Below are 22,649 nucleotides of genomic sequence, written 5' to 3' on the forward strand. Positions count from 1 at the left end.
ATAATATGAAGAAACTGGTTCTCATCGGCCGCAGCGAAGCTGGCAAAACAACCCTGACCCAGGCTTTGCGCGGAGAAAAAATACACTATCACAAAACACAATATGTAAATAATTTTGATGTAATCGTAGACACGCCAGGAGAGTATGCCCAGACCCAAGGGCTTGGACACGCCCTGGCGTTGTATACATATGAATCCGATGTTGTGGGACTTCTGGTATCAGCTATCGAGCCGTACTGCCTGTTTCCCCCATGCATCACCTGCATGGCCAACCGCGAGGTGATCGGCATTGTCACCAAGATCCATAATCCCCAGGCCAATGTGAAGCTGGCAACCTCCTGGCTGCAGCTGGCCGGCTGCAAAAAGATCTTTTATGTGGATTCCAAGCAGCAGGAAGGCATCCCGGAAATCCTGGAATATCTCCGGGAAGAGGGAGATGTAATGCCCTGGGAAGAGGCTCCTGGAAAGCCAAAGGCGGACCTGGATGAGCCTGAGGATACTTCTGAAGAACCATCCGGGAAAAGCACAGAAGAAAGCAAAGAAAACAAACCTTGAGAATGTGGGAAAAATATCAAAACCACGTAAAACAACATAGCAATTCTCCAAAGATTCCACACAAAACAACATAAAACAACGGAAAAACCTTGACTTATGATGTGGAATGGTGTAAACTTACAACATAACCATAAAAGTAACAGGCTGACTATGTCCAGCCATGATAAGTTACCCGGTGCGGTACTATAAAATACATAATCCACCGCACCTGAATGTGCTTAAGGAGGAAAAAAGCATGGTAAACGAATACGAAATCAAAAAACAGATTTGCGACATCGGAAGAAGAATCTATAACCGCAACATGGTCGCAGCAAATGATGGCAACATCTCTGTAAAGCTTAACGACAATGAGTTCCTTTGCACACCTACTGGTGTATCCAAAGGCTTCATGACTCCAGAGTTCATCTGTAAAGTTGATGCAAAAGGAAATGTTATCCAGGCTAACCCAGGATTCAAACCATCATCTGAGATCAAGATGCATATGAGAGTATATGAGAAGAGACCGGATGTAGGATCTGTTGTACATGCTCATCCAATTTATGCAACATCCTTCGCTATCGCAGGAATCCCGCTTACACAGCCGATCATGCCAGAGGCAGTTATCGCTCTTGGATGCGTTCCGATCGCTGAGTACGGTACACCTTCTACAATGGAGATTCCGGATAACCTTGAGAAATACCTTCCATACTTCGATGCAGTTCTTCTTGAGAACCACGGAGCTCTTACATGGAGCACAGATCTGAACGCTGCATACATGAAGATGGAATCCGTAGAGTTCTACGCACAGCTTCTGTATCAGAGCAAACTTCTTGGCGGCCCGAAGGAATTCGATAAAGAGAACATCAAGAAACTTTATGAGATCCGTCGTAAATTCGGTATGCCTGGAAAACATCCTGCAAACCTCTGTCAGAACAAAGACGGCCTGAACTGCCACAACTGCGGCGGCGCTTGCCACAACGAGGACTACAAACAGTTCCCAGGATATCAGTATGATTTCGTTGGCGGAAGCGATGCTCCGACAGCAGACACAGCTAACAACGCTAATGCAGATGCAGAGTTAGTAGCTAAGATCACAAAACAGGTTATGGCACAGTTAGGCCTGAAATAATCTGAAAAATAAGAAATGCGGCTGCCCGGAGTGGTACCAGGCGGCTGCGTGAAACCTTTAAGGAGGAACAATCTCATGCCAATTAGCGAGAGCATGGTACAGGACATTGTACAGGAAGTTATGGCGAAAATGCAGATTGCAGAAGCTCCGGCCGGTAAACATGGAATTTTCAAAGATATGAACGAGGCTATCGAGGCAGCGAAAGCTTCCCAGAAAATCGTTCGGAAAATGTCCTTGGACCAGAGAGAAAAAATTATTACCTGCATTCGTAGAAAAACAAAAGAAAATGCAGAAATCCTTGCACGTATGGGTGTTGATGAGACCGGAATGGGAAATGTTGGGGACAAGATCCTCAAACATCATCTGGTAGCAGATAAGACACCAGGTACAGAAGATCTCAGCACTACAGCATGGTCAGGCGACAGAGGACTTACTCTGATCGAGATGGGACCATTCGGTGTGATCGGAGCAATCACTCCATGTACCAACCCAAGTGAGACCATTCTGTGTAATACGATCGGCATGCTGGCAGGCGGAAATACAGTTGTATTCAACCCGCATCCGGCAGCAATCAAGACCTCTATTTATGCGATCAACCTTCTGAACGAGGCTTCCCTGGAAGCCGGCGGACCGGACAATATCGCAGTAACAGTAGAGAAACCTACATTAGAGACAAGCAATATTATGATGAAACATAAAGATATCCCGCTGATCGCAGCAACAGGCGGCCCTGGCGTAGTTACCGCAGTTCTTTCCTCTGGAAAACGTGGAATCGGCGCCGGCGCAGGAAACCCACCTGCAGTTGTAGATGAGACAGCTGACATCAGAAAAGCTGCTCAGGATATTGTAAACGGCTGTACATTCGATAACAACCTTCCTTGTATCGCAGAGAAGGAGATCGTTGCAGTTGCTTCTATTACAGATGAGCTGATGCATTATCTGGTAAGCGAGAATGACTGCTATCTTGCTTCTAAGGAAGAACAGGACAAACTTGTTGAGACTGTTCTTGCAGGCGGCAAGCTGAATCGTAAATGCGTAGGACGTGATGCGAAGACATTACTTTCCATGATCGGAGTAAATGCTCCTGCAAACATCCGCTGCATCGTATTCGAAGGACCGAAGGAACATCCGCTTATTGCTACAGAGCTTATGATGCCAATCCTTGGCGTTGTGAGAGCAAAAGATTTTGATGATGCAGTAGAGCAGGCCGTATGGCTTGAGCATGGCAACCGCCACTCTGCACACATTCATTCCAAGAACATTGATAATATCACCAAATATGCGAAAGCAATCGACACCGCAATCCTGGTTAAAAATGCACCTTCTTATGCAGCACTTGGATTCGGCGGAGAAGGCTACTGTACCTTCACAATCGCAAGCCGTACAGGTGAGGGACTTACAAGCGCAAGCACATTCACCAAGAGAAGACGCTGCGTAATGGCAGACAGCCTTTGCATTCGCTGACAGGAGGAAACATAAAAATGGATATGAATAACGTAAATATTGAAGAAATCGTAAAACAGGTTCTTGCTGGAATGGCTGGAACTGCTCCGGCAGCTTCTGCACCAGCAGCTGCTCCGGCACCGGCTGCAGCACCGGCAGGCGCTATTCCGAAAACTGCACACGTTGCAGTTCTTACTGAGAAAGAGCATTTTGATATCAAAGAGTACCCGATTCCACCAGTTGGTGACGACGATATCCTTGTTAAAGTAGAAGGCTGCGGCGTTTGCGGTACAGATGCTCACGAATTCAAGAGAGACCCATTCAACCTGATCCCGGTTGCACTTGGACATGAAGGAACTGGTGAGATCGTTGCTATGGGTAAGAACGTTAAGACAGATACAGCTGGAAAACCGGTTAAGATCGGTGATAAAGTTGTTACCTGCATGATCTTCAAGGATGATCCGGAGATCACAATGTTCGACCTGAACAAGAAGAACGTTGGCGGAGCTGATGTATACGGACTTCTTCCAGATGATGATGTACATCTGAACGGATGGTTCTCCGATTATATCTTTATCCGCGGCGGAAACTTCGGAAGCACATTCTTCAACGTAAGCGACCTTGACCTGGATTCCCGTATCCTGATCGAGCCATGTGCAGTACTTGTACATGCAGTTGAGAGAGCAAAAACAACTGGTATCCTTCGTTTCAACAGCAGAGTTGTTGTACAGGGATGCGGACCGATCGGTCTGATCTGCATCGCAGTTCTTCGTACCATGGGTATCGAGAACATCTGCGCAGTAGACGGAAACCAGCAGCGTCTTGATTTCGCTAAGAGAATGGGCGCTACCATGAGTGTAAACTTCATGGAGCACAAAGGAATTGAAGCACTTGCTGAGGCAGTAAAAGAGCAGTTCGGCGGACATTTTGCAGACTTTGCATTCCAGTGCACAGGATCACCTGTTGCTCATGCAAACATCTACAAATTCATCCGTAACGGCGGCGGTCTCTGCGAGCTTGGATTCTTTATCAACGGCGGAGATGCTACAATCAACCCGCACTTTGATATCTGCTCCAAAGAGATCACAATCGTAGGATCCTGGGTATACACCTTAAGAGATTACGTTACAACATTTGACTTCCTTAAGAGAGCAAACGCAATCGGACTTCCAATGTCTGAGCTGATCACAGACAAGTATCCGCTTGAGGAGATCAATGAAGCATTAAAGAAGAACCTTGCTATGACCGGTCTTAAGATCGCAGTCGTAAATAAATAATAGCCGGATAAAGGAGAATCAAGATGGCAGAAGCTGTAGGAATCTTGGAGGTGTTCGGACTGGCAACAGCATTTGTGGCGGCCGACGCCGGCTGTAAGGCAGCAAATGTCCATCTGGAGGTTTTTGATAAAAATAAACCTGCAAATGCGGACAGTCTGCCGGTACCGCTCCTTGTCTGCATCAAGTTCCGCGGAAGCGTATCTGATGTAACAGAAGCTGTGGAAGCGGGAATCAGAGTGGCAGAGAGTATGACTGGTGTGGTACAGCACTATGTAATACCCAATCCGGAAACCGGTACAGAAAAAATGCTGAAAATCAGCGCACTGGATAAGGAATAGTTATTGCGAACCAGTGAAGAAACATCTATAATAAAAATGAACAGTCATGCGGAGCATGACAGGTACCTCACAGCAAGTGCGCTGGAGCGTACTTGAATAGTTGAGATAAATCAGGAGGAATTCATCATGGCACAGGAAGCTTTAGGAATGGTAGAGACCAGAGGACTTACAGCTGCAATCGAGGCAGCAGATGCAATGACAAAAGCAGCAGAGGTTTCACTGGTTGGTACAGAGAAAATCGGATCCGGTCTTGTAACTGTTATGGTTCGCGGCGATGTTGGAGCTGTTAAGGCAGCAGTTGAGAGTGGAAGCGCAGCAGCATCCAGACTTGGAGAGCTTGTAGCTACACACGTAATTCCAAGACCTCATACAGATGTGGAGAAAATTCTTCCAAGCATCTAATGAACTAAAAGGAGTTCGCTCATGAGTAAATCATATGGTTTTATTGAAATCACAGGTGTTGTAGCGGCTATGGATGCCTTGGACATCATGTGTAAAACGGCAGACGTTGAGCTGGCGTCATGGGAGCGTAAGCTGGGCGGACGACTGGTGACCATTATTGTACAAGGCGATGTGGCAGCTGTTACAGAAGCCGTGGAAGCGGCAGCAACACATGCCATCAAGAAACCGGCAAGCTATGCAGTAATTGCCAATCCCCATGAGGAAATCGTCAAAATGGTGGAGTTAAGCGCAAGTCGATGGAGAAAGAAAAAGGGGGATGAATAATGGCTGACGAAGAAAAGAAAGAGACAGCGAAAAAAACAGCCCCTAAAAAGGCAGCCGCTCCGAGAAGAACGGCCAGAACAACAAAAGCAAAAGCCGCAGAGGTAAAAGCGGAAGAAGCCAAAACCACTGCAGCAGATGAAAAGATTACAGAAACCAAACATATAGAAGCTGAGAAACCAGCAATTCATAAGGAGGAAAAAATCATGACACAGGAAGCTTTAGGAATGGTAGAAACCAGAGGACTTACAGCAGCTATCGAGGCAGCTGACCAGATGTGCAAAGCAGCTAACGTTGCATTAGTTGGAACAGAGAAGATCGGATCCGGTCTTGTAACTGTTATGGTTCGCGGAGATGTTGGAGCAGTTAAATCTGCAGTAGAGAGCGGAAGCGCAGCAGCATCCAGACTTGGAGAGCTTGTAGCTACACACGTAATTCCAAGACCTCATACAGACGTTGAGAAAATTCTTCCAGTTCTTAAATAATCCACGCCTAGATTATTACATAATCCAGGAAGAAAGCAGGTGTACTTTTGGAAACCAATAATGTTGAGCTGATCACCAGAATGGTGCTGGACGCTCTTAACAAAAAGGAAGAAAAAGGCAATGGCTTCATGGTGCCGATCGGAGTTTCCGCAAGACATATCCACCTGACACAGGAACATGTAGAGGCTTTATTCGGACCAGGATATCAGCTTACTAAGAAGAAAGAGCTGATGGGCGGACAGTTTGCTTCCAATGAGACAGTTACCATCGTTGGACTTAAGCTGCGCGCAATCGAGAATGTACGTATTCTCGGACCGGTCCGCAAGGCTTCCCAGGTTGAAGTATCAGCTACAGACGCAATCAAGCTTGGCATGAAAGTGCCGGTTCGTGAGTCTGGAGATGTTAAGGGAAGTGCTCCTATTGCAATTGTCGGACCGAAAGGTGCAATTTATCTGAAAGAGGGATGTATCGTAGCAATGCGCCACATCCACATGTCCCCGAAGGATGCCCAGGCAGCTGGAGTGAAGGATGGAGATATTGTTTCCGTTAAGGCAGACAATGAGAGAGGAACCATTTTTAATCAGGTGAAGATCCGTGTAGACGACAGCTTTACACTGGAAATGCACATTGATACAGACGAAGCAAATGCAGCAAAAATTGCCACAGGCAATACAGTTACAATTATAAAGTAATGCAGTCGGGGATTTTCCCCTCATTACGAAAATAAAGATGTTCAGCCATGCGGGATCTGGCAGTACAGATGCTGCATGGCTGTGCTGACATAAATTTGGAGGTTCACATGATAGTTGGCAAGGTAGTAGGAAGCGTTGTTTCCACAAGAAAAAACGAAAAGCTTATCGGCAATAAGTTTATGATCGTGGAACCGGTTCATCACATGAAAGGTGACCTCAGCCAGATTGTTGCAATCGATATTATCGGTGCAGGAATCGGAGAATATGTATTGGTGGCACAAGGAAGCGCGGCAAGAATTGGCTGCGGCGTAGAAACAGCACCGGTAGATGCCGCCATTGTAGGTATCGTTGATGACGGTGCAGGATTGGAGTAACGCCATGGATATCAAAGAATTACAGAATATTATACAGGAGAATGGTGTAGTTGGTGCCGGCGGTGCTGGATTCCCTACATACATGAAGCTGACAGATAAAGCTAATACCATTCTTATGAACTGTGCAGAGTGCGAACCTTTACTGAAATTACACAGACAGTTATTAGAGAAGCACGCTTACGAAATTATGAAAACTTTCCATATGGTTCAGGAGACCGTTGGTGCTGCTGAGGCCATTATTGGAATTAAGAAATCCTATGTTCAGACAGTAAATGCTCTGAAACAGCATATCGAGGAGTTCCCGGGAATGCGCATCCACCTTCTGGATGAGGTATATCCTATGGGAGACGAGGTTGTACTGATCTACGAGGCAACTGGTAGAGTTGTAAGACCTGGCGGACTTCCTATTGAGCAGGGAGTTGCAGTATTCAACGTAGAGACACTGTACAACATTTATCAGGCAGTAGAGAAAAAAGAGCCAGTAACATCCAAATATGTATCTGTTGTAGCTGAGGTAAATCATCCGGTCACTGTAAGAGTACCTCTTGGATGTACCATGGATGATGTAGTAGCCCAGGCTGGCGGAACTACTTTAAAAGACCCGGTTTACTTTGTTGGTGGACCGATGATGGGAAGAATCGGAAAAGGTTCTGACCCTGTAACGAAGACAACAAATGCGATTCTGGTTCTGCCAAAAGACCATTTGATCGTACAGAAGAAGATGCGGACTTCTTCCATAGATTTGAAACGCGCAGCATCTATCTGCTGCCAGTGCAATACCTGTACAGACCTTTGCCCACGTAACAATCTGGGACATCCGATTGATCCGGCACGTTTCATGCGTGCAGCATCCAATCATGATTTCAGAGACATGAATCCATACATCAATGCAAGCTTCTGCAGTTCCTGCGGTGTTTGTGAAATGTATGCATGTCCGCAGAGTCTTGCTCCAAGAACACTTCTTGCAGATATGAAGGGCGGACTTCGTCAGGCAGGTATTCGTCCTCCTCAGGGAGTACAGCCAGTACCGGTTAAGGAATCCAGAGAATACCGCAAGGTTCCGGAAGAGCGCCTGATGGCACGTCTTGGTCTTACCAAATATGATAAGGACGCACCAATGGACGAGACACTGGTTGAGATTCCGAAGGTAAAAATTCTTTTGAGCCAGCATATCGGAGCACCTGCAAAGGCAATTGTCAAGGTTGGAGATCAGGTGACAAGAGGTCAGATGATCGCAGAACCTGCCCAGGGCTTAAGTGTTGGCATCCATGCAACCATCTCCGGTAAAGTTACCGAAGTGACAGATCGCTGGATCGTAGTTGCAAAGAATTAGAAAGGACGTGCAGAAAATGAGTAAAGCAATCGGAATGATTGAATTCAAAACTACAGCTACCGGCGTTACTGCAGCAGATGCAATGGTTAAGACATCTGATGTAGAAATCGTTGAGGCGCAGACCGTGTGTCCGGGTAAATATATTGCAATTATTACCGGTGATCTCAGTGCGGTAAAAGCTGCCGTTGATACAGCTGTAACAACATACGAGGACAAGTGCATTGACAGTTTCGTACTGGGCAATCCACATGAGTCCCTTTTCCCGGCAATTTATGGAACTACTCAGGTTGAGGAGATCAGTGCACTGGGAATTCTTGAAACATATGATGCAGCTTCCATTATTGAAGCTGCAGACCAGGCTGCAAAGACTGCAATCGTTGATCTTATTGAGCTTCGTATTGCAAAAGGTATGTGCGGAAAATCTTACATGATGATCACTGGTGAGGTTTCTGCAGTATCTGCATCTATTGACAGAGCCAAAGAGCTGGTTGCGGCAAAAGGCATGTATCTGGATTCATCTGTTATCGCACATCCGGATAGGAGAATGATCGACAGCCTTCTGTAAGCTTCTGGTCTAAAAAAATAAGCGCGGAGGAGACCTTATGCTTGCATTAGAGAGACGAAATCTGATTCTGGAAAAACTACAGGATGAAAAACGTGTAGTTGTAAGCGAGCTTAGTCAGATGTACGGGGTTTCTGAGGAGACCATCCGGCGAGATCTGGATAAGCTGGAAAAAGAAGGTCTTGCAATCAAAAGCTACGGCGGTGCTGTGATCAATGAAGATGTGAGCATTGACCTGCCCTTTAATGTGCGCAAGAACCAGAATGTAGTGGGAAAACAGAAGATGGCGGAAATTGTAGCCTCTCTTGTGCATGACGGGGAACATCTGCTTCTGGATGCCAGCACCACTGCGGTGTTCGTGGCGAAAGCACTGAAAGAAAAAGAGCGCCTGACTGTGATCACCAATTCCATGGAGATCCTTCTGGAACTGGCTGATGTGTCAGGCTGGAATATTATTTCCACAGGCGGGATGATGAAGGAAGGCTACCTGGCTTTCCTTGGTTCCCGCACAGAAGAAGTCATTCGCTCTTATTTTGCTGATACCGTTATTTTCTCCTGCAAGGCTCTTGATGAGAAGCTTGGAGTAATGGAATCTCAGGAGGCTTTCGGAACTGCGAAGAAAGCTATGCTGGATTCCGGACGTAAGAAAATCCTGGTTGTGGACAATACAAAATTTGACCAGACCGCGTTTTCCGTAGCAGGAAAATTGCGGGACATTGATATCATCGTGACAGATGAAAAGCCTTCCGACAAATGGCTGCAGCTGTTTGAAGAGGTGGGCGTGGAGTGCAGATATCCGTAAGCTGTCCGATAAAGGAGCATTGAATTATGAAAACTTTTGAAATGAAAACAGTCATCCATTTTGGTGACAATTCCCTGGATAGACTGGCAGAACTGCCATACAAAAAAGTTCTGGTGATCACAGATCCATTCATCGCAAAAGGGGAAATGATCAATCTGATCACAGAGCCTCTGAAACGCGGTGGTAAGGAGTTTGAAGTATTCAGTGATGTTGTGCCGGATGCACCGGTAGGAAAAATTGCAGTAGGTGTAAAGAAGTTCCTGGAGTATCAGCCAGAGGTTGTAGTAGCTGTTGGAGGCGGCTCTGCAATTGACTCTTCCAAGGCAATCCGTGAGTTTGCCCTGAAGATCAACAATTACGGCAAGGTAGGTCTTATTGCAATTCCTACCACAAGTGGTACAGGATCTGAGGTTACCTCTTTTGCAGTTGTAAACGATACAGAAAATCATGTGAAATATCCGCTGATCTCAGACAGCCTGACTGCTGATGAGGCAATTTTGGATGCAGAGCTTGTAAAGAGTGTTCCGCCTTCCATTACAGCGGATACAGGTATGGATGTACTGACTCATGCCATTGAGTCTTATGTAAGTATCAATCACAATGAATTTTCATCTGCTCTTGCAGAAAAGTCAATTGAAATCTGCGGAGTCTTTCTGTTAAGAGCTTACCTTGACGGCAGCGATATGCATGCCCGTCAGAAAATGCATGTAGCTTCCTGTCTTGCTGGACTTTCCTTTAATGCAGCAGGACTTGGAATTACACACAGTATGGCACATCAGCTTGGAGCTGTGTTCCACATTCCTCACGGCCGTGCCAATGCCATGCTTCTTCCTCATATTGTTGAGTTTAATGCAGACATTAACAAACACAGCAAGAGCCAGAAAGAATATCTTCCGGCAGTGAAGAGATATGCAAATATTGCTCATATTCTGGGTCTTAGCAATTACAATAAAGTAATGTCCGTCAGATCTCTTGTAAACTGGATCCAGTTCATGCAGAAGGAAATGAATATTCCGCTTACCATTCAGGAACTTGGAACCATTTCTCCTGATGAATATTTTGGAGCTATCGACAAGATGGCAGACGCAGCACTTGCAGACGCCTGCACACCTGCGAACCCGAGAGTTCCTACCAAGGAAGATATCGTAAAGATTTACAAGAAACTGTGGTCATTCTAAAAGCGGTATCGCCACAGGCGGTATTTTGATGAATGCAATGGGCTTAAGGCAGATACTTAACGGGTCTGTCTTAAGCCAGTTTATCAATTACACAGTGAGAAGCCTACCAGTATAGTGAACATCAGGCAACAGCTTAGGTTGTCTTATTTTCAGTGTACTGGTAACAAAAAGACCGGGAGAGTGCCATATGAGTATTTATACGAAAAGCGGAGACAAGGGAACCACCAATCTTGTCCATACCAAAAATGTTTCCAAATCGGATGACCGAATCCAGTTGGAGGGAACCATAGATGAGCTGACCAGCCATATCGGTGTGGTGAAAACCATGATAAGCGACGGGGATACTATCCGTTTCCTGGAGAAGATTCAGGAAAATCTTGTCAAAGTAACGGCAGGAGTGGCGGATCCTTATAACAGAGAATATAAGATCAACGATGATAAGACGGAGCTTTTGGAGGAAGAAATTGACCGTCTGGAAGGTTTGTTTCATTGTCCGAAGGATTCCGTTCTTCCGGGAGCCTGTCCTTTGTCTGCCCAGATTGATGTGACCCGTTCTGTTGCAAGAAGGGCTGAGCGCGCACTTGCAGCAGTAAGCGTAAAGTTCGGTACGGATTCCGGCAGTAAGAAATATATGAACCGTCTGGCTGACTATCTGTATGTGCTGGCAAGGTATGCCGATGCCAGTATGTCTGGGAAGGGATTATCTGGCGCAGCTGATCATGAGGCGCCAGGTACGCCCCTGTCTTCGAAAGAGAAGGCACAGCCGTCCGGCGGCGTTTCTTCTGATTCTGTAGATGAAGCCGTGATCCAGGCAGTTTTAAGACGTCTTGGTGTTTCCGGCAGAATTACACTGGACGGAGCCAAGAAGCTGATCGAGAAGATTGAGCAGGAAGCACTTCGCCGGGGCAAACGTGCAGTGATCGCAGTCTGTGGACCAGACGGAAATCCCATTGCAGTTCATGTAATGGACGGAGCATTTCTGGTAAGCTTTGATGTAGCACTTAAGAAAGCCTATACCTCCGTGGCAGTGAAGATGTCCACCATGGAGCTTTCCGCCCTTGCCCAGCCAGGAGGAACTTTTTACGGCGTAGATAAGATGGATGGAGGCAAGATTGTGATCTTTGGCGGCGGCGTCCCGCTGAAATCCGGAGATACCATTATCGGAGGACTTGGCATCAGCGGCGGCACAGGTGAAGAAGACCACAGCCTTGCAGAATACGGACTGTCTGTACTGCCTGAGATTCTGGGCTGAAGCTTATAGATAGATGATAGAATTGAGAATGGGAAGACCCTGCTTTTCTCTTTTATAAGAGCGTAAGCAGGGTCTTTTTATGGGGTTATTAATTATTATGGAAAAGAGGGCTTATTTTTTCAGGAAGGAAAAAAGACCCTTCTTTTTCTCGTAAGGGGATTTGGAGATGGAAAGCAGCTGATAACCGGTCTTATCGATGGTTTCCTTCAGCTTCTTCTCATCAAGATCTTTCTCAGTGAGGATGATGGTTTCTCCCTTTGCCTGGGAAGAGGTAACCTTTTTTACGGAAAAAGCATTTCGAATGCTTTCATTTACGTGAGATTCACACATTCCGCACATCATTCCGTCTATTTTTAAAGTATATTGCTGCATAATCGTTGTTCTCCATTCTGTAAATATTTTTAAGCTGTATAGTCAAATCCCTCGAAGGACAGCTCGCAGTTTGCAATACGGCTGCAGATGTTTACTGCAGAATACATTACTACAGAAAATTCACCATCAATGGTGTCTACATGCAGATAACGTCCATCATCTGAAATTGAGGCAGTTTTCACATCGCCCCGCTCCGTAAGTTCTTTTAAGATTTCATTTGTCTGGTCTTTTGAAACAGCTTTTGATAAATGATATCGTCTTCCCATGATCTGACAGCTTCCCTTCTTCGTACTTTTGTTAGCATCTTCTAACTAAAACTATTATAGCACGTTTATTCCAAAAGAAAACGCTGCATATTGATAAAATATCTCAATAACAGCAGAAAATGACGGGAACGGCTGTCGATTTATAAGAGAATTTTACGACCGAATTTTATTGTAACAGACCAAAAACTTTGTTAGAATAGAGGAAACGAAAGAGAAAAACAAATTTCTGATTTTCTGCGGCGTTCTGCTGCAGTATGTGCGGACAGTTTTCTGCCATGGGCTACTCAGCCTGATCAGCAATCATTCCATCATCCATTTAACTCGAGACGCGCAGCATAAGGGTCCTGGAATAACCAGCCTGTAACCAGCCTGTATAACGAAAATACGATTTTTCGTGTCTGTACAGCAAAAGAAGATGCATAAAGTGCATCACCATAGCCCGCATGAAAATGCGGGAATAGTTCTCTGTCGTTTTCTTGCGGCGAAAAAAATCATATCTTCTACATATCTGGTGCTTTTTGAAAAAAGAATAAAGTTCTTTTTCACGGGCGGGGGTAAAGGTGCATTCCCGCCCGGCACAATTCCGAAAATCAATTTTGGCTTCAAGCTGTTCCCTGTTTTTCAAACTGGATCAGCTTTTTTTATATTTTCCAGGAGTGGTTCCCTTGTATTTCTTAAAAGTACGGATAAAATAACTCAGATCATTAAAGCCGTTGCGATAGGCAATATCCGTTATGGAATCGTCTGTGGTGGAAAGCTGGTAGCAGGCCTGCTCAATGCGCTGGCGGTTCAGATAGTCCATAGGAGTCTGATGGGTCATTTCCGAAAAGAAGCGGCAGAAATATTTGGGGGACATGGATACGGAATCAGACAGCTGCCCCAAGGTAAGAGGAGAAGCATAGTTCTTTTCAATAAATTCCACTACCTGCTTCAGCTGCAGGATCCTCTTGTAATCCCGGCGCGCTTTGGGCTGGCTGTCAAGGTAGTAATGATTACCAAAAACAATACCGAAAAAGTGGTAAAATTGTCCGATTACAGAAAGCTCATATCCAGGCTTTTTTTCATCCATAGACTGAAAAAGAGAATTTACTGCCGAAAGAACATCCGGATAACGCTGGTCAAAGTGGTGAAAAATCAGAATATCCTGGTGGACGATCTTCTGGATGTAATCCGCGCATACGGAATTCAGCTTCAAAAATACGTTCATATCAAAGACAATGCACTGATAGACACAATTGACAGGAATTCCGGAATGCAGGATTCCGCTGTGGACAAAAATCACATCACCCTGCACTGCTTTAAAACTTTTTTCGTCTAAAGTGACGGTAAATTCTCCGGTAAGAATGCGGATGATTTCATATTCCACATGCCAGTGGTAAGACATCACATATCTGGGATGGCTCTGGTCAATGTGGTGAAACTCAAAAGGAAACTCATAAGTCCCTCTGGGACGGTCTTCATTCTGATCTATAATCTGCAAAATCATTCCTCCTTCCGCAAATTTATTGAAATTTTGTCATTCCAACAGAAAAGGTGAATATTGTACTATTATTTGCCATTATAACACAAGTAATTTTCCAGAATCAATCATATAATGTAAGATATGAGAGGTTAAGGAAAATCAGAAGAATTGCTGAACCCTTGACAGCACCCAGGCGCAGAACCTGACGCAGAAAATGTTTATAAAAAGCAAATTTTATTTATAACAGGAGGTATGAACTACTATGGCAAAGAGCAGATTAATCGGAAGCTACCCTGTAATCGGTATCAGACCGACAATTGACGGACGTAGAGGAGCCCTCGACGTAAGAGGATCCCTGGAAGAGCAGACCATGAATATGGCCAAATCCGTTAAGGAATTATATGAGGCAAACTTAAAATATTCCAATGGCGAGCCTGTAAAGGTTGTAATCGCAGACAGCACCATCGGACGTGTTGGTGAGGCTGCTGCATGTGCTGATAAGTTCAGACATGAAGGCGTTGATATTACTGTAACCGTTACACCTTGCTGGTGCTACGGCGCAGAGACAATGGATATGGATCCACAGACCATCAAGGCTGTATGGGGATTCAATGCAACTGAGAGACCAGGTGCTGTTTACCTTGCATCCGTTCTTGCTACACATGCACAGAAGGGTCTTCCTGCATTCGGTATCTACGGACATGAGGTTCTGGATGCTGATGACACAGTAATGCCAGAAGATGTAAAAGAAAAAATGTTAAGATTCGGCCGTGCAGCTGTTGCTGTTGCAACCATGAGAAACAAATCCTGGCTGCAGATCGGTTCCGTTACAATGGGTATCGGCGGATCTATTATCGATCCTGATTTCATCGAGTCCTATCTTGGAATGCGTGTAGAGTCTGTTGACGAGGTTGAGATCATCCGCCGTATGACAGAGGGCATCTATGATCACGAAGAGTTCGACAGAGCAATGAAGTGGGCAAAAGAGAACTGCACCATCGGCTTTGACAAGAACCCGCCGGAACTTCAGATGACAGAAGAGCAGAAAGAAGAGCAGTTTGAGTTTGTAGTTAAGATGGCAGTTATCATCCAGGAACTTATGAATGGATGCGACAAGCTTGATCCGAAATTCTCTGAGGAAGCAATCGGACACAATGCCCTTGCAGCTGGTTTCCAGGGACAGAGACAGTGGACAGACTTCTATCCGAACGGTGACTTTGCAGAGGCTATGCTGAATACTTCCTTCGACTGGAACGGAGCAAGAGAGCCATACATCCTTGCTACAGAGAATGATGTACTCAACGGTCTTGGAATGCTGTTCATGAAACTCCTTACCGGACGTGCTCAGATGTTTGCAGACGTTCGTACATACTGGAGTGCAAATGCAGTAAAACGTGTTACAGGATATGATCTTGAGGGCGTTGCCAAAGAGAACGATGGTATCATCCACCTGATCAACTCTGGTGCATGCTGCCTTGACGCTTCCGGTGTTGTGAAAGATGAGAACGGCAACGGCGTAATGAAAGAATGGTGGAACGTTACAGAGGAAGATCAGAAAGCAATCATGAAAGCTACTACATGGAACGCAGCTGACAACGGATACTTCCGTGGCGGCGGATTCTCCTCCAGATTCGAGACAAGAGCCACCATGCCGGCAACTATGATCCGTCTGAACCTTGTAAAAGGACTTGGACCGGTTCTTCAGATTGCAGAGGGATGGACTGTAGAGCTTCCTGAGGATGTATCTGATACACTTTGGAAACGTACTGACTACACATGGCCATGTACATGGTTTGTACCGAGATGCGATGGCAAAGACGGTGCATTCAAGACTGCTTATGATGTTATGAATAACTGGGGTGCTAACCACGGTGCAATCTCCTATGGACATATTGGTGCAGATCTGATCACAATGTGCTCTATGCTGAGAATCCCGGTTTGCATGCATAACGTACCTGAAGCAGATGTTTTCCGTCCGGCAGCTTGGAATGCATTTGGAATGGATAAAGAAGGTGCAGACTTCAGAGCTTGCAAGAATTATGGACCTCTTTATAAATAATTAGCTTTTTATAATCGCCTTCTTTCTCCCCCCAAGACTTCGAAAGAAGGACGCGAAAGGGGCTGTCGCATTAGCAAATATTTTTTGCTGGGCGGCAGCCCTGCTTTAAGCCCAAATGGCATCGAAACTGGTTGTGGTTTCGATGCCATTCTCTATAAACACAGTTCATTCCCAGACATCCCTTTCGGCATGCCTTATTTCGAACTGTTTTATTTTCAACCATCAAAATCTATGCCGTCTTTAATGAAAAAAGATGACTTCCTGTTCTTCCGGTTTGAATCCTGCAATGAAGCTTATTGATATTTCGTCTCATTGCAAGAAGGATGCTCTCTGCCAGTGCATTCGCTTTTCCTCGGTACAGGTATCTCCGAAAATTCATGTCTTCTTTTACATCGGCAAAAGAACCTTCTGCCTGAATACTGCGGTTCATACGGAGCATCGTTCCATACTCACTTGTGATCCGTTCCAGATCTTCTGTCTGTTCCCCGCAATGAAAAGATAGTTTTTTTTACTTTCATATCCGGCATCTGCAACGATCTCTGAATACTTAAATCCTAAGTGACTCTCCATATCTTTCAAAAAAGGGAAGTTCTTCGCATTCAGCCACAAAAGAAGTTAGTTTCGTGTATAACCGGGCCTGGTTTTTCGTAATAGCCCGTTTCCATGCCTTCCTGATATCCCGGCTTGAGTAGATTCGATTCATTGCTGCATAGATAACGAGTTTCAGCATCTGACGCGGCGTTGCCTGATTTTTTCTGATCCTGCCGTAAGTTTTATACAGTTCAGAAAAGTAGCATAAACTGATTATACCACGAACGCCGGGCCTTTTGTCGTTCAAGAAGTAAAACCACTCTTATCCGGCTCGAATACTGGAAAAATAAAGAAAAAAGTGGTTGCAACTTCTTGGTGATGTGGTACAATAAAGACTAGCATAAAAAAGTATATAACAGGGAAAAGGGGACATTTATGAAGAAAAAGCTGGGATTGCTGCTGGCTGTGGTTCTCACCCTCTGTATGTCTGTAAGCGCTTTTGCAGATGCAGGGAAATCACAGCAGGTAGATTATAAAACCGATTATTATATGATTGTGGAATCACCGGACGGCGGAGTGGACATGTTTTCTGAGACAAGTACTGACAGTCCGAAGCTGAACGATGAACTGATTCCTAATGGAACGGCTATCCATGTAGAAGGAGAGAGCAAGGACGATGCAGGAAACCTGTGGCTGTATACACAGCTTCACGGAATGTTTGGCTTCCTTGAAGAGAAATATCTGAAGCCAGCAACTCTTGCTGAGGCTGTTGCTTCCGAGCTTGCCCTGTATGGAAGTACAGATGTGAATTATGACATTACCGTAAATGCCAAGGAAGATGGTTCTGTTTCCCTTTACAAGGGACCTGGCAAGAAATATGGCACAGTATCCGGCGGCTGCAACATTGCCAACGGCGAGAAATTACATATTGACGTAGAAGTTGACACCGGCAAGGACGGCATCTGGGGCAAAACCACAGCAGGCGATGTATCTGGCTGGGTAGACATTGCACAGGCTACTAATACTGAGCAGAGCAGTGTAGAACTGATTCCTGACACTGCGCAGGCAGCAGAAGAGACAGGTACAGCTGATGCAGCAGTGGCTGCAGATACGGATGAAACGAACGCTGCAGGCAATGGATCAGAAGAGGCTGGAGCAGCTGACAATTCTGACGTGGCAGAGCCGCAGGCGGAAGATGGAATTGATATTAATTCTGAGGATGATGCACAGGCTGTTGGAAAAGCTGCAGCAGACACTAAGGCAAAGGCAACTGCAACCCCAACTCCGAAGCCAACCAACACCCCAACTCCAGAACCAACCAATACCAGCACCCCGACCCCGGAACCAACTAATACAAGCACTCCAACTCCGGAACCAACTAATACAAGCACTCCAACTCCGGAGCCGACTGAGACCAGTACCCCGACTCCAGAGCCGACTGAGACATCCGCACCTACAGAGAAGCCAACTGAGGCTGCCACTCCAACGGACAGTGCAGGACAGGAAGCATCCAGTGAGAATGTGGAGAAAACCTCTTCCGGCATGACATCACTGATCTGGATTCTAGTCGTTGTAATCATTATCGGAATTGTAGTTGTGATCTGGCTCCTTAAGAGAAACAAAAAAGACAATGATTAAGTAAATAAGAATACAAAATAAAAGCTCCGCCGGAATGAAAACGGCGGAGCTTTTTTGATAGGAGGCTGTTATAAAACAGCAGCAAGGCTGTATTTTTTCATAGAGTCTGGAATTAATTGTTGATAACAACACCCTTCTGAAGCATAACATTTGCGTAAACTGCCTTCTCACCTGTAGCGATGATGCAGTATGCTTTCTTGGCTTCTTCGTAGAATGCAAAGCGCTCAATATTTCCAACAGCGTCTGCACCGCGGTCGTCATGCTTGGAAACAATTTCCTTATAGGTATCCCAGATCGGGGTCTTAACTGGATCACCAGGCATAACTTCCATTAATGTTACCGGCTTCTCTACATAAGAATCAAGCGGGATAACAGTCAGGATCGCATCCAGAAGCTCTGGAACGCCATGTCCGTCACAGCGTACAACAACTGCATTCTTACCCATGGATTCTACAGGGAAGTTGCCGTCTGCGATTACAATACGGTCGCTGTGGCCCATCTCACATAATACCTTTAAAAGCTGTGGTGAAAGTATTTCCGGAATTCCTTTTAACATAATTTAATCTCCCTTCGTTCTTTCTCGGAGAACCGAAATCTGCCTGAAACATACTTCGGTTCCGAAAGTATTCTACTCTATAAATTACCCGTATTTAAACAACATTTCAAGTTAAAATTTTACGGAAAAAGATGAAATATTTACAGTTGACAGGAACTGGCAAAAGAGTTATTATGAACTCAAACGGAAACGTTTCGGTTTCTGAAAAAACGAAAGCTTACAGCCTGTCCGGCACAGGCAGAAGGAGGAAAATATGCCACTTGTTACATCTAAAGAAATGTTACTGAAGGCTCAGCAGGGAGGTTACGCAGTCGGTGCATTCAATGCAGAGAATATGGAGATGGTGAAAGCAATCATCCAGGCTGCAGAGGAGCTGAAGGCACCGGTTATGATCCAGACTACCCCGTCTACCATCAAGTACGGAACTTTGGAGACCTATCAGGCAATCGTTGCAGCAGAAGCTGCCAAGGCTTCCGTTCCTGTATGCCTGCATCTGGATCACGGCAGCAGCTTTGACCTTGCGATGAAGGCTCTCAAGGCCGGATATACTTCTGTTATGATCGATGGCTCCAAGCTGGATTATGAGGGCAACATCGAGGTGAGCAAGAAGGTTGCTGATGTTGCAGCATCCATGGGAATTCCATGCGAGGCAGAGCTTGGCAAGGTTGGCGGTAAGGAAGACGATCTGGTTGCTGTAGCAGATACCAATACAGATCCGCAGGAAGCAAAGGAATTTGCAGAGCGTACAGGTGTTACCTCTCTTGCAGTTGCAATCGGTACTGCTCACGGATTCTATGTAGGAACACCAGTCCTTGATAAGGAGCGTTTAAGCGAGATCCGTAAGGTCGTAGATATTCCGTTAGTTCTTCATGGTGCTTCCGGACTTAGCGATGAGGACGTAATGGATTGTGTCAAGAGAGGAATCTGCAAGGTGAACTTTGCTACAGAGCTTCGTGCAGCATACTCCAAGGCAGTAAGAGAGACACTGGAAGATGAGAAGGTATTTGACCCGAAGGCATACGGCAAGGCTGGAATTGCAGCTGTGAAAGAGCTTGTAATGGCCCGTATGAAGGTTTGCGGCTGTGACGGCAAAGCTGAATAAGAGGCAGCCCTATGGCAGCGACGATGAAAGACATTGCCAGACGGACAGGTCTTGGTTTGGCAACGATCTCCTCTTATTTTAACGGGGGTAATGTAAGGGAGAAGAACCGCATCAAAATCGAAGAAGCCATCGAAGAATTACACTATGAAGTGAATGAGGTTGCCCGCGGACTGAAGACTAATGCCACGAAGACAGTGGGGGTGGTGATCCCGGAGCTGAATAACGTATTCTGCGCCGAGATCATCAGCGGCATGGAGGATATTCTGCGCAGTCATGGATATGCAGCCATTGTCTGTGACTGCAGGACCGATAAGAACCTGGAGAGGGAAGCTGTGGACTTTCTTACCAGGAAGCGCGTGGACGGAATCATCAATATGCCTGTGGATATGACAGGTTCCCATCTGAAAGAGTTTCAGAGAACTGGGAAGCCCATCGTGCTTATTGACCGTATGATCCAGGGACTTTCCTGTGACTGTGTGCTGGTAGATAATGAGATGGCTGCTGAGAAGGCAGTTACCATGCTGGTGGAGCAGGAGCATCATAAGATTGGGCTGATCGGCGGTCCGGATGAGATCTATACTGCCAGACAGCGTATGCTTGGATATATCAAGGCACTGAAGAAGCACGGCATTCCTGTTGATGAGAAGCTGATCTGTCACGGGGATTACACCATTCAGGGCGGCGTTCAGGCTGTGGAAGCCCTGGTGAAGGAGAATCCGGATATGACCGCAGTTTTTGTCACTAATTACGAGATGACTATGGGAGCTGTGATCGGATTGAATGAGATGGGAGTATCCCTGCCAGAGGAGATTTCCATGGTGGGCTTTGACAATCTTCCTTTTGCCCGGGCCTGTCGCCCGGCACTTACCATTGTATCCCAGCCCACAGAGAAGATTGCCCGCGAGACGGCCCAGCTGATGCTGGCACGCCTTGAGGGAAAGGAAGACCTTCAGGAGCCAGTGGTGCGGAAGCTTCAGACCGATATTTTTATGGGGAAATCCATAAGGAGACAAGGATGAGCAAGAACTATTTATTAGGAATTGATATTGGAACCAGTGCCTGTAAGGTGGCTGTGTTTGACAGAAACGGACAGGTAATGGCTTACGCAAATGGAGACTATCCTGTGTATTATCCCAGGGAGGGATGGGTTCAGCAGAATCCGGAGGAATGGTGGCAGGCTGTGTGCGGTGCCATAAAGGAATGCTTAAGCAAAGGAGAAATTTCCCCGGAGCAGATTGCAGGAGTGGGAATCGACGGACAGAGCTGGTCAGCCATAGCCATTGACAAGGATGGAAATGTGCTGACAGATACACCAATCTGGATGGACACCCGGGCACAGGAGATTTGTGACAGACTCAATAATGAAATTGGCAGCGAGAATATTTTTGAAGTTGCTGGTAATTCCCTTCAGCCTTCCTATGCTACAGCGAAGATTCTGTGGTATAAGGAGAACATGCCTGAAGTATACAGCAGAATCTACAAGATTCTTCAGTCCAACAGCTTTATTGCCTACAGGCTGACCGGTGCAGTGACACAGGATCTTTCCCAGGGATACGGACTGCATTGTTTTGATATGCGCACTGGTACATGGGATGCGCAGATGTGTGAGAAGCTGGGAATTCCAATGGAATTTCTTCCGGAAATCGTTCCCTGCGATCAGGTAGTAGGAACGGTAAATGAGAAGGCAGCAGCCCAGTGCGGACTTGCAGCAGGCACTCCGATAGTAGCCGGCGGTCTTGATGCAGCGTGCGGTACACTTGGAGCTGGCGTGATCCATCCTGGTGAGACACAGGAGCAGGGCGGACAGGCAGGCGGCATGAGTATCTGCACGGATACCTACAAGGCAGACCCAAGCCTGATCCTGGGATTTCATGTAGTGCCGGGAAAGTGGCTCCTTCAGGGAGGCACCACCGGAGGCGGCGGGGTTATGCGCTGGTTCGAGCGGGAGTTCGCAGATTTTGAGAGAAGCCGCAAGGAAGAGACAGGCAAGTCTTCCCTTGACCAGCTCAACCAGATTGCACAGGAAGTACCAGCCGGAAGTGAAGGTGTGGTATTCCTTCCTTATATGTCCGGAGAGCGTTCCCCAATCTGGAACCCATATGCCAAGGGTGTTTTCTATGGCCTTGATTTTTCCAAGACCAAGGGACATATGGTAAGGGCCTGTATGGAGGGCGTTGCATTTTCCCTTCGTCACAATCTGGAAGTGGCAGAGAAGGCTGGGGCTCAAGTGAAGGTGCTCCGTGCAATGGGCGGATCTGCCAATTCCCTTCTCTGGACCCAGATTAAGGCAGATATAACAGGCAAGGATGTAGTAGTGCCTGCTTCTGACACCGCGTCTACTTTAGGGGCTGCGATTCTTGCAGGAGTAGGTGTTGGATTTTATAAAGATTATGAGGAAGCGGTTTCCCTGACGGTCAAGGAGACAAGACGTCACCAGCCGGATCCTTCCAGGAAAGAAGTTTATGACAAGGCATACCGTACATACAGAGAACTTTATGACTCTCTGAAACATATGATGGTGCGGCAGTAAGGAGGTATTTTA

General features: G+C 46.1%; 25 protein-coding genes and 1 pseudogene. 20 read left to right on the top strand and 6 right to left on the bottom strand.

All coding sequences use genetic code 11. The annotated features are described in order from the left end of the window. Positions 1–5 precede the first annotated feature (5 nt). From H8S54_RS01245 to H8S54_RS01315, 15 genes are all read left to right on the top strand, one after another. Positions 6–554: a EutP/PduV family microcompartment system protein gene (locus H8S54_RS01245; RefSeq protein ID WP_021924990.1), complete on the top strand. Its 549-nt coding sequence runs from the start codon at positions 6–8 to the stop codon at positions 552–554. Between the two features lie 235 nt (positions 555–789). Then, positions 790–1,662, top strand: coding sequence for a class II aldolase/adducin family protein (locus H8S54_RS01250; protein ID WP_117850762.1), 873 nt, complete (start codon positions 790–792; stop codon positions 1,660–1,662). Between the two features lie 75 nt (positions 1,663–1,737). Next, a complete protein-coding gene (locus tag H8S54_RS01255) occupies positions 1,738–3,126 on the top strand; it encodes an aldehyde dehydrogenase family protein (protein ID WP_117850760.1) in 1,389 nt (462 codons plus the stop codon). 17 nt (positions 3,127–3,143) lie between these two features. Further along, positions 3,144–4,382 carry a zinc-binding dehydrogenase gene (locus H8S54_RS01260; RefSeq protein WP_186900722.1) on the top strand — a complete coding sequence of 413 codons (1,239 nt, stop codon included), beginning with the start codon at positions 3,144–3,146 and terminating at the stop codon, positions 4,380–4,382. Positions 4,383–4,405: 23 nt separating this feature from the next. After that, complete coding sequence (locus H8S54_RS01265; protein ID WP_117850755.1) at positions 4,406–4,720, top strand: BMC domain-containing protein; 315 nt, start codon at positions 4,406–4,408, stop codon at positions 4,718–4,720. Positions 4,721–4,846: 126 nt separating this feature from the next. Further along, a complete protein-coding gene (locus H8S54_RS01270) occupies positions 4,847–5,122 on the top strand; it encodes a BMC domain-containing protein (RefSeq protein ID WP_117850752.1) in 276 nt (91 codons plus the stop codon). Positions 5,123–5,143: 21 nt separating this feature from the next. Continuing rightward, positions 5,144–5,446 carry a BMC domain-containing protein gene (locus tag H8S54_RS01275; RefSeq protein WP_117850750.1) on the top strand — a complete coding sequence of 101 codons (303 nt, stop codon included), beginning with the start codon at positions 5,144–5,146 and terminating at the stop codon, positions 5,444–5,446. 203 nt (positions 5,447–5,649) lie between these two features. Continuing rightward, positions 5,650–5,928 carry a BMC domain-containing protein gene (locus H8S54_RS01280; RefSeq protein ID WP_005427721.1) on the top strand — a complete coding sequence of 93 codons (279 nt, stop codon included), beginning with the start codon at positions 5,650–5,652 and terminating at the stop codon, positions 5,926–5,928. A gap of 47 nt (positions 5,929–5,975) precedes the next feature. After that, the gene (gene pduL, locus H8S54_RS01285) at positions 5,976–6,620 is read left to right on the top strand and encodes a phosphate propanoyltransferase (protein ID WP_117850748.1); all 645 of its coding nucleotides are present in this window, start codon (positions 5,976–5,978) and stop codon (positions 6,618–6,620) included. 107 nt (positions 6,621–6,727) lie between these two features. After that, positions 6,728–6,994 carry a EutN/CcmL family microcompartment protein gene (locus H8S54_RS01290; protein WP_117850917.1) on the top strand — a complete coding sequence of 89 codons (267 nt, stop codon included), beginning with the start codon at positions 6,728–6,730 and terminating at the stop codon, positions 6,992–6,994. 4 nt (positions 6,995–6,998) lie between these two features. Continuing rightward, positions 6,999–8,327: a 4Fe-4S dicluster domain-containing protein gene (locus tag H8S54_RS01295; protein WP_186900723.1), complete on the top strand. Its 1,329-nt coding sequence runs from the start codon at positions 6,999–7,001 to the stop codon at positions 8,325–8,327. Between the two features lie 16 nt (positions 8,328–8,343). Further along, positions 8,344–8,892: a BMC domain-containing protein gene (locus tag H8S54_RS01300; RefSeq protein ID WP_117850741.1), complete on the top strand. Its 549-nt coding sequence runs from the start codon at positions 8,344–8,346 to the stop codon at positions 8,890–8,892. Positions 8,893–8,929: 37 nt separating this feature from the next. Further along, a complete protein-coding gene (locus H8S54_RS01305; RefSeq protein ID WP_021924669.1) occupies positions 8,930–9,691 on the top strand; it encodes a DeoR/GlpR family DNA-binding transcription regulator in 762 nt (253 codons plus the stop codon). A gap of 26 nt (positions 9,692–9,717) precedes the next feature. Further along, positions 9,718–10,869, top strand: a complete 1,152-nt coding sequence (locus H8S54_RS01310; RefSeq protein ID WP_117850739.1) for a 1-propanol dehydrogenase PduQ — start codon at positions 9,718–9,720, stop codon at positions 10,867–10,869. Positions 10,870–11,056: 187 nt separating this feature from the next. Continuing rightward, positions 11,057–12,121, top strand: coding sequence for a cob(I)yrinic acid a,c-diamide adenosyltransferase (locus H8S54_RS01315; protein WP_173767249.1), 1,065 nt, complete (start codon positions 11,057–11,059; stop codon positions 12,119–12,121). A 111-nt stretch (positions 12,122–12,232) separates the two neighbouring features. On the opposite strand, the gene H8S54_RS01320 is transcribed toward H8S54_RS01315, so the two are convergent. From H8S54_RS01320 to H8S54_RS01330, 3 genes are all read right to left on the bottom strand, one after another. Continuing rightward, entirely contained in the window at positions 12,233–12,493 is a 261-nt protein-coding gene (locus H8S54_RS01320; RefSeq protein ID WP_021924666.1) for a heavy-metal-associated domain-containing protein, read from the bottom strand. Between the two features lie 29 nt (positions 12,494–12,522). After that, positions 12,523–12,759, bottom strand: a complete 237-nt coding sequence (locus H8S54_RS01325; RefSeq protein WP_117850733.1) for a hypothetical protein — start codon at positions 12,757–12,759, stop codon at positions 12,523–12,525. Between the two features lie 631 nt (positions 12,760–13,390). After that, positions 13,391–14,239, bottom strand: a complete 849-nt coding sequence (locus H8S54_RS01330; protein WP_021924664.1) for an AraC family transcriptional regulator — start codon at positions 14,237–14,239, stop codon at positions 13,391–13,393. A gap of 244 nt (positions 14,240–14,483) precedes the next feature. Between H8S54_RS01330 and H8S54_RS01335 the strand changes: the two genes are divergently transcribed. Beyond that, entirely contained in the window at positions 14,484–16,280 is a 1,797-nt protein-coding gene (locus H8S54_RS01335; protein WP_117850728.1) for an L-fucose isomerase, read from the top strand. 229 nt (positions 16,281–16,509) lie between these two features. Here H8S54_RS01335 and H8S54_RS01340 read toward each other — a convergent pair. After that, positions 16,510–16,755: pseudogene (locus H8S54_RS01340) on the bottom strand (transposase); the annotation flags it as partial. Between the two features lie 72 nt (positions 16,756–16,827). Next, a complete protein-coding gene (locus tag H8S54_RS19245) occupies positions 16,828–17,010 on the bottom strand; it encodes a hypothetical protein (RefSeq protein ID WP_408610250.1) in 183 nt (60 codons plus the stop codon). A 236-nt stretch (positions 17,011–17,246) separates the two neighbouring features. On the opposite strand from H8S54_RS19245, the gene H8S54_RS01345 reads away from it, so the two are divergent. Continuing rightward, a complete protein-coding gene (locus tag H8S54_RS01345; RefSeq protein WP_186900724.1) occupies positions 17,247–18,449 on the top strand; it encodes a hypothetical protein in 1,203 nt (400 codons plus the stop codon). Positions 18,450–18,561: 112 nt separating this feature from the next. On the opposite strand, the gene H8S54_RS01350 is transcribed toward H8S54_RS01345, so the two are convergent. Next, positions 18,562–19,005: an RbsD/FucU family protein gene (locus tag H8S54_RS01350; RefSeq protein ID WP_021926662.1), complete on the bottom strand. Its 444-nt coding sequence runs from the start codon at positions 19,003–19,005 to the stop codon at positions 18,562–18,564. Between the two features lie 253 nt (positions 19,006–19,258). Between H8S54_RS01350 and H8S54_RS01355 the strand changes: the two genes are divergently transcribed. The 3 genes from H8S54_RS01355 to xylB are packed head-to-tail and all read left to right on the top strand — an operon-like array spanning position 19,259 to position 22,637. Beyond that, positions 19,259–20,107 (top strand): class II fructose-bisphosphate aldolase, encoded by an 849-nt coding sequence (locus H8S54_RS01355; protein ID WP_021926663.1) that lies wholly within the window; start codon positions 19,259–19,261, stop codon positions 20,105–20,107. Positions 20,108–20,118: 11 nt separating this feature from the next. Beyond that, positions 20,119–21,126, top strand: coding sequence for a LacI family DNA-binding transcriptional regulator (locus H8S54_RS01360; protein ID WP_186900725.1), 1,008 nt, complete (start codon positions 20,119–20,121; stop codon positions 21,124–21,126). Then, the gene (gene xylB, locus H8S54_RS01365; protein ID WP_186900726.1) at positions 21,123–22,637 is read left to right on the top strand and encodes a xylulokinase; all 1,515 of its coding nucleotides are present in this window, start codon (positions 21,123–21,125) and stop codon (positions 22,635–22,637) included. Before H8S54_RS01360 ends, xylB begins: the two co-directional genes overlap by 4 nt. The last annotated feature ends 12 nt before the right edge of the window (positions 22,638–22,649 follow it).

The sequence above is a fragment of the Blautia segnis genome, assembly GCF_014287535.1.
In the GTDB taxonomy this organism is placed as follows: Bacteria; Bacillota; Clostridia; order Lachnospirales; family Lachnospiraceae; genus Blautia_A; species Blautia_A acetigignens.

Coding starts and splice junctions, on each gene's coding strand:
- H8S54_RS01245 (WP_021924990.1), top strand. CDS start 6: ATGAAGAAACTGGTTCTCATCGGCCGCAGCGAAGCTGGCAAAACAACC.
- H8S54_RS01250 (WP_117850762.1), top strand. CDS start 790: ATGGTAAACGAATACGAAATCAAAAAACAGATTTGCGACATCGGAAGA.
- H8S54_RS01255 (WP_117850760.1), top strand. CDS start 1,738: ATGCCAATTAGCGAGAGCATGGTACAGGACATTGTACAGGAAGTTATG.
- H8S54_RS01260 (WP_186900722.1), top strand. CDS start 3,144: ATGGATATGAATAACGTAAATATTGAAGAAATCGTAAAACAGGTTCTT.
- H8S54_RS01265 (WP_117850755.1), top strand. CDS start 4,406: ATGGCAGAAGCTGTAGGAATCTTGGAGGTGTTCGGACTGGCAACAGCA.
- H8S54_RS01270 (WP_117850752.1), top strand. CDS start 4,847: ATGGCACAGGAAGCTTTAGGAATGGTAGAGACCAGAGGACTTACAGCT.
- H8S54_RS01275 (WP_117850750.1), top strand. CDS start 5,144: ATGAGTAAATCATATGGTTTTATTGAAATCACAGGTGTTGTAGCGGCT.
- H8S54_RS01280 (WP_005427721.1), top strand. CDS start 5,650: ATGACACAGGAAGCTTTAGGAATGGTAGAAACCAGAGGACTTACAGCA.
- H8S54_RS01290 (WP_117850917.1), top strand. CDS start 6,728: ATGATAGTTGGCAAGGTAGTAGGAAGCGTTGTTTCCACAAGAAAAAAC.
- H8S54_RS01295 (WP_186900723.1), top strand. CDS start 6,999: ATGGATATCAAAGAATTACAGAATATTATACAGGAGAATGGTGTAGTT.
- H8S54_RS01300 (WP_117850741.1), top strand. CDS start 8,344: ATGAGTAAAGCAATCGGAATGATTGAATTCAAAACTACAGCTACCGGC.
- H8S54_RS01305 (WP_021924669.1), top strand. CDS start 8,930: ATGCTTGCATTAGAGAGACGAAATCTGATTCTGGAAAAACTACAGGAT.
- H8S54_RS01310 (WP_117850739.1), top strand. CDS start 9,718: ATGAAAACTTTTGAAATGAAAACAGTCATCCATTTTGGTGACAATTCC.
- H8S54_RS01315 (WP_173767249.1), top strand. CDS start 11,057: ATGAGTATTTATACGAAAAGCGGAGACAAGGGAACCACCAATCTTGTC.
- H8S54_RS01320 (WP_021924666.1), bottom strand. CDS start 12,493: ATGCAGCAATATACTTTAAAAATAGACGGAATGATGTGCGGAATGTGT.
- H8S54_RS01325 (WP_117850733.1), bottom strand. CDS start 12,759: ATGGGAAGACGATATCATTTATCAAAAGCTGTTTCAAAAGACCAGACA.
- H8S54_RS01335 (WP_117850728.1), top strand. CDS start 14,484: ATGGCAAAGAGCAGATTAATCGGAAGCTACCCTGTAATCGGTATCAGA.
- H8S54_RS19245 (WP_408610250.1), bottom strand. CDS start 17,010: ATGCTGAAACTCGTTATCTATGCAGCAATGAATCGAATCTACTCAAGC.
- H8S54_RS01345 (WP_186900724.1), top strand. CDS start 17,247: ATGAAGAAAAAGCTGGGATTGCTGCTGGCTGTGGTTCTCACCCTCTGT.
- H8S54_RS01350 (WP_021926662.1), bottom strand. CDS start 19,005: ATGTTAAAAGGAATTCCGGAAATACTTTCACCACAGCTTTTAAAGGTA.
- H8S54_RS01355 (WP_021926663.1), top strand. CDS start 19,259: ATGCCACTTGTTACATCTAAAGAAATGTTACTGAAGGCTCAGCAGGGA.
- H8S54_RS01360 (WP_186900725.1), top strand. CDS start 20,119: ATGGCAGCGACGATGAAAGACATTGCCAGACGGACAGGTCTTGGTTTG.
- xylB (WP_186900726.1), top strand. CDS start 21,123: ATGAGCAAGAACTATTTATTAGGAATTGATATTGGAACCAGTGCCTGT.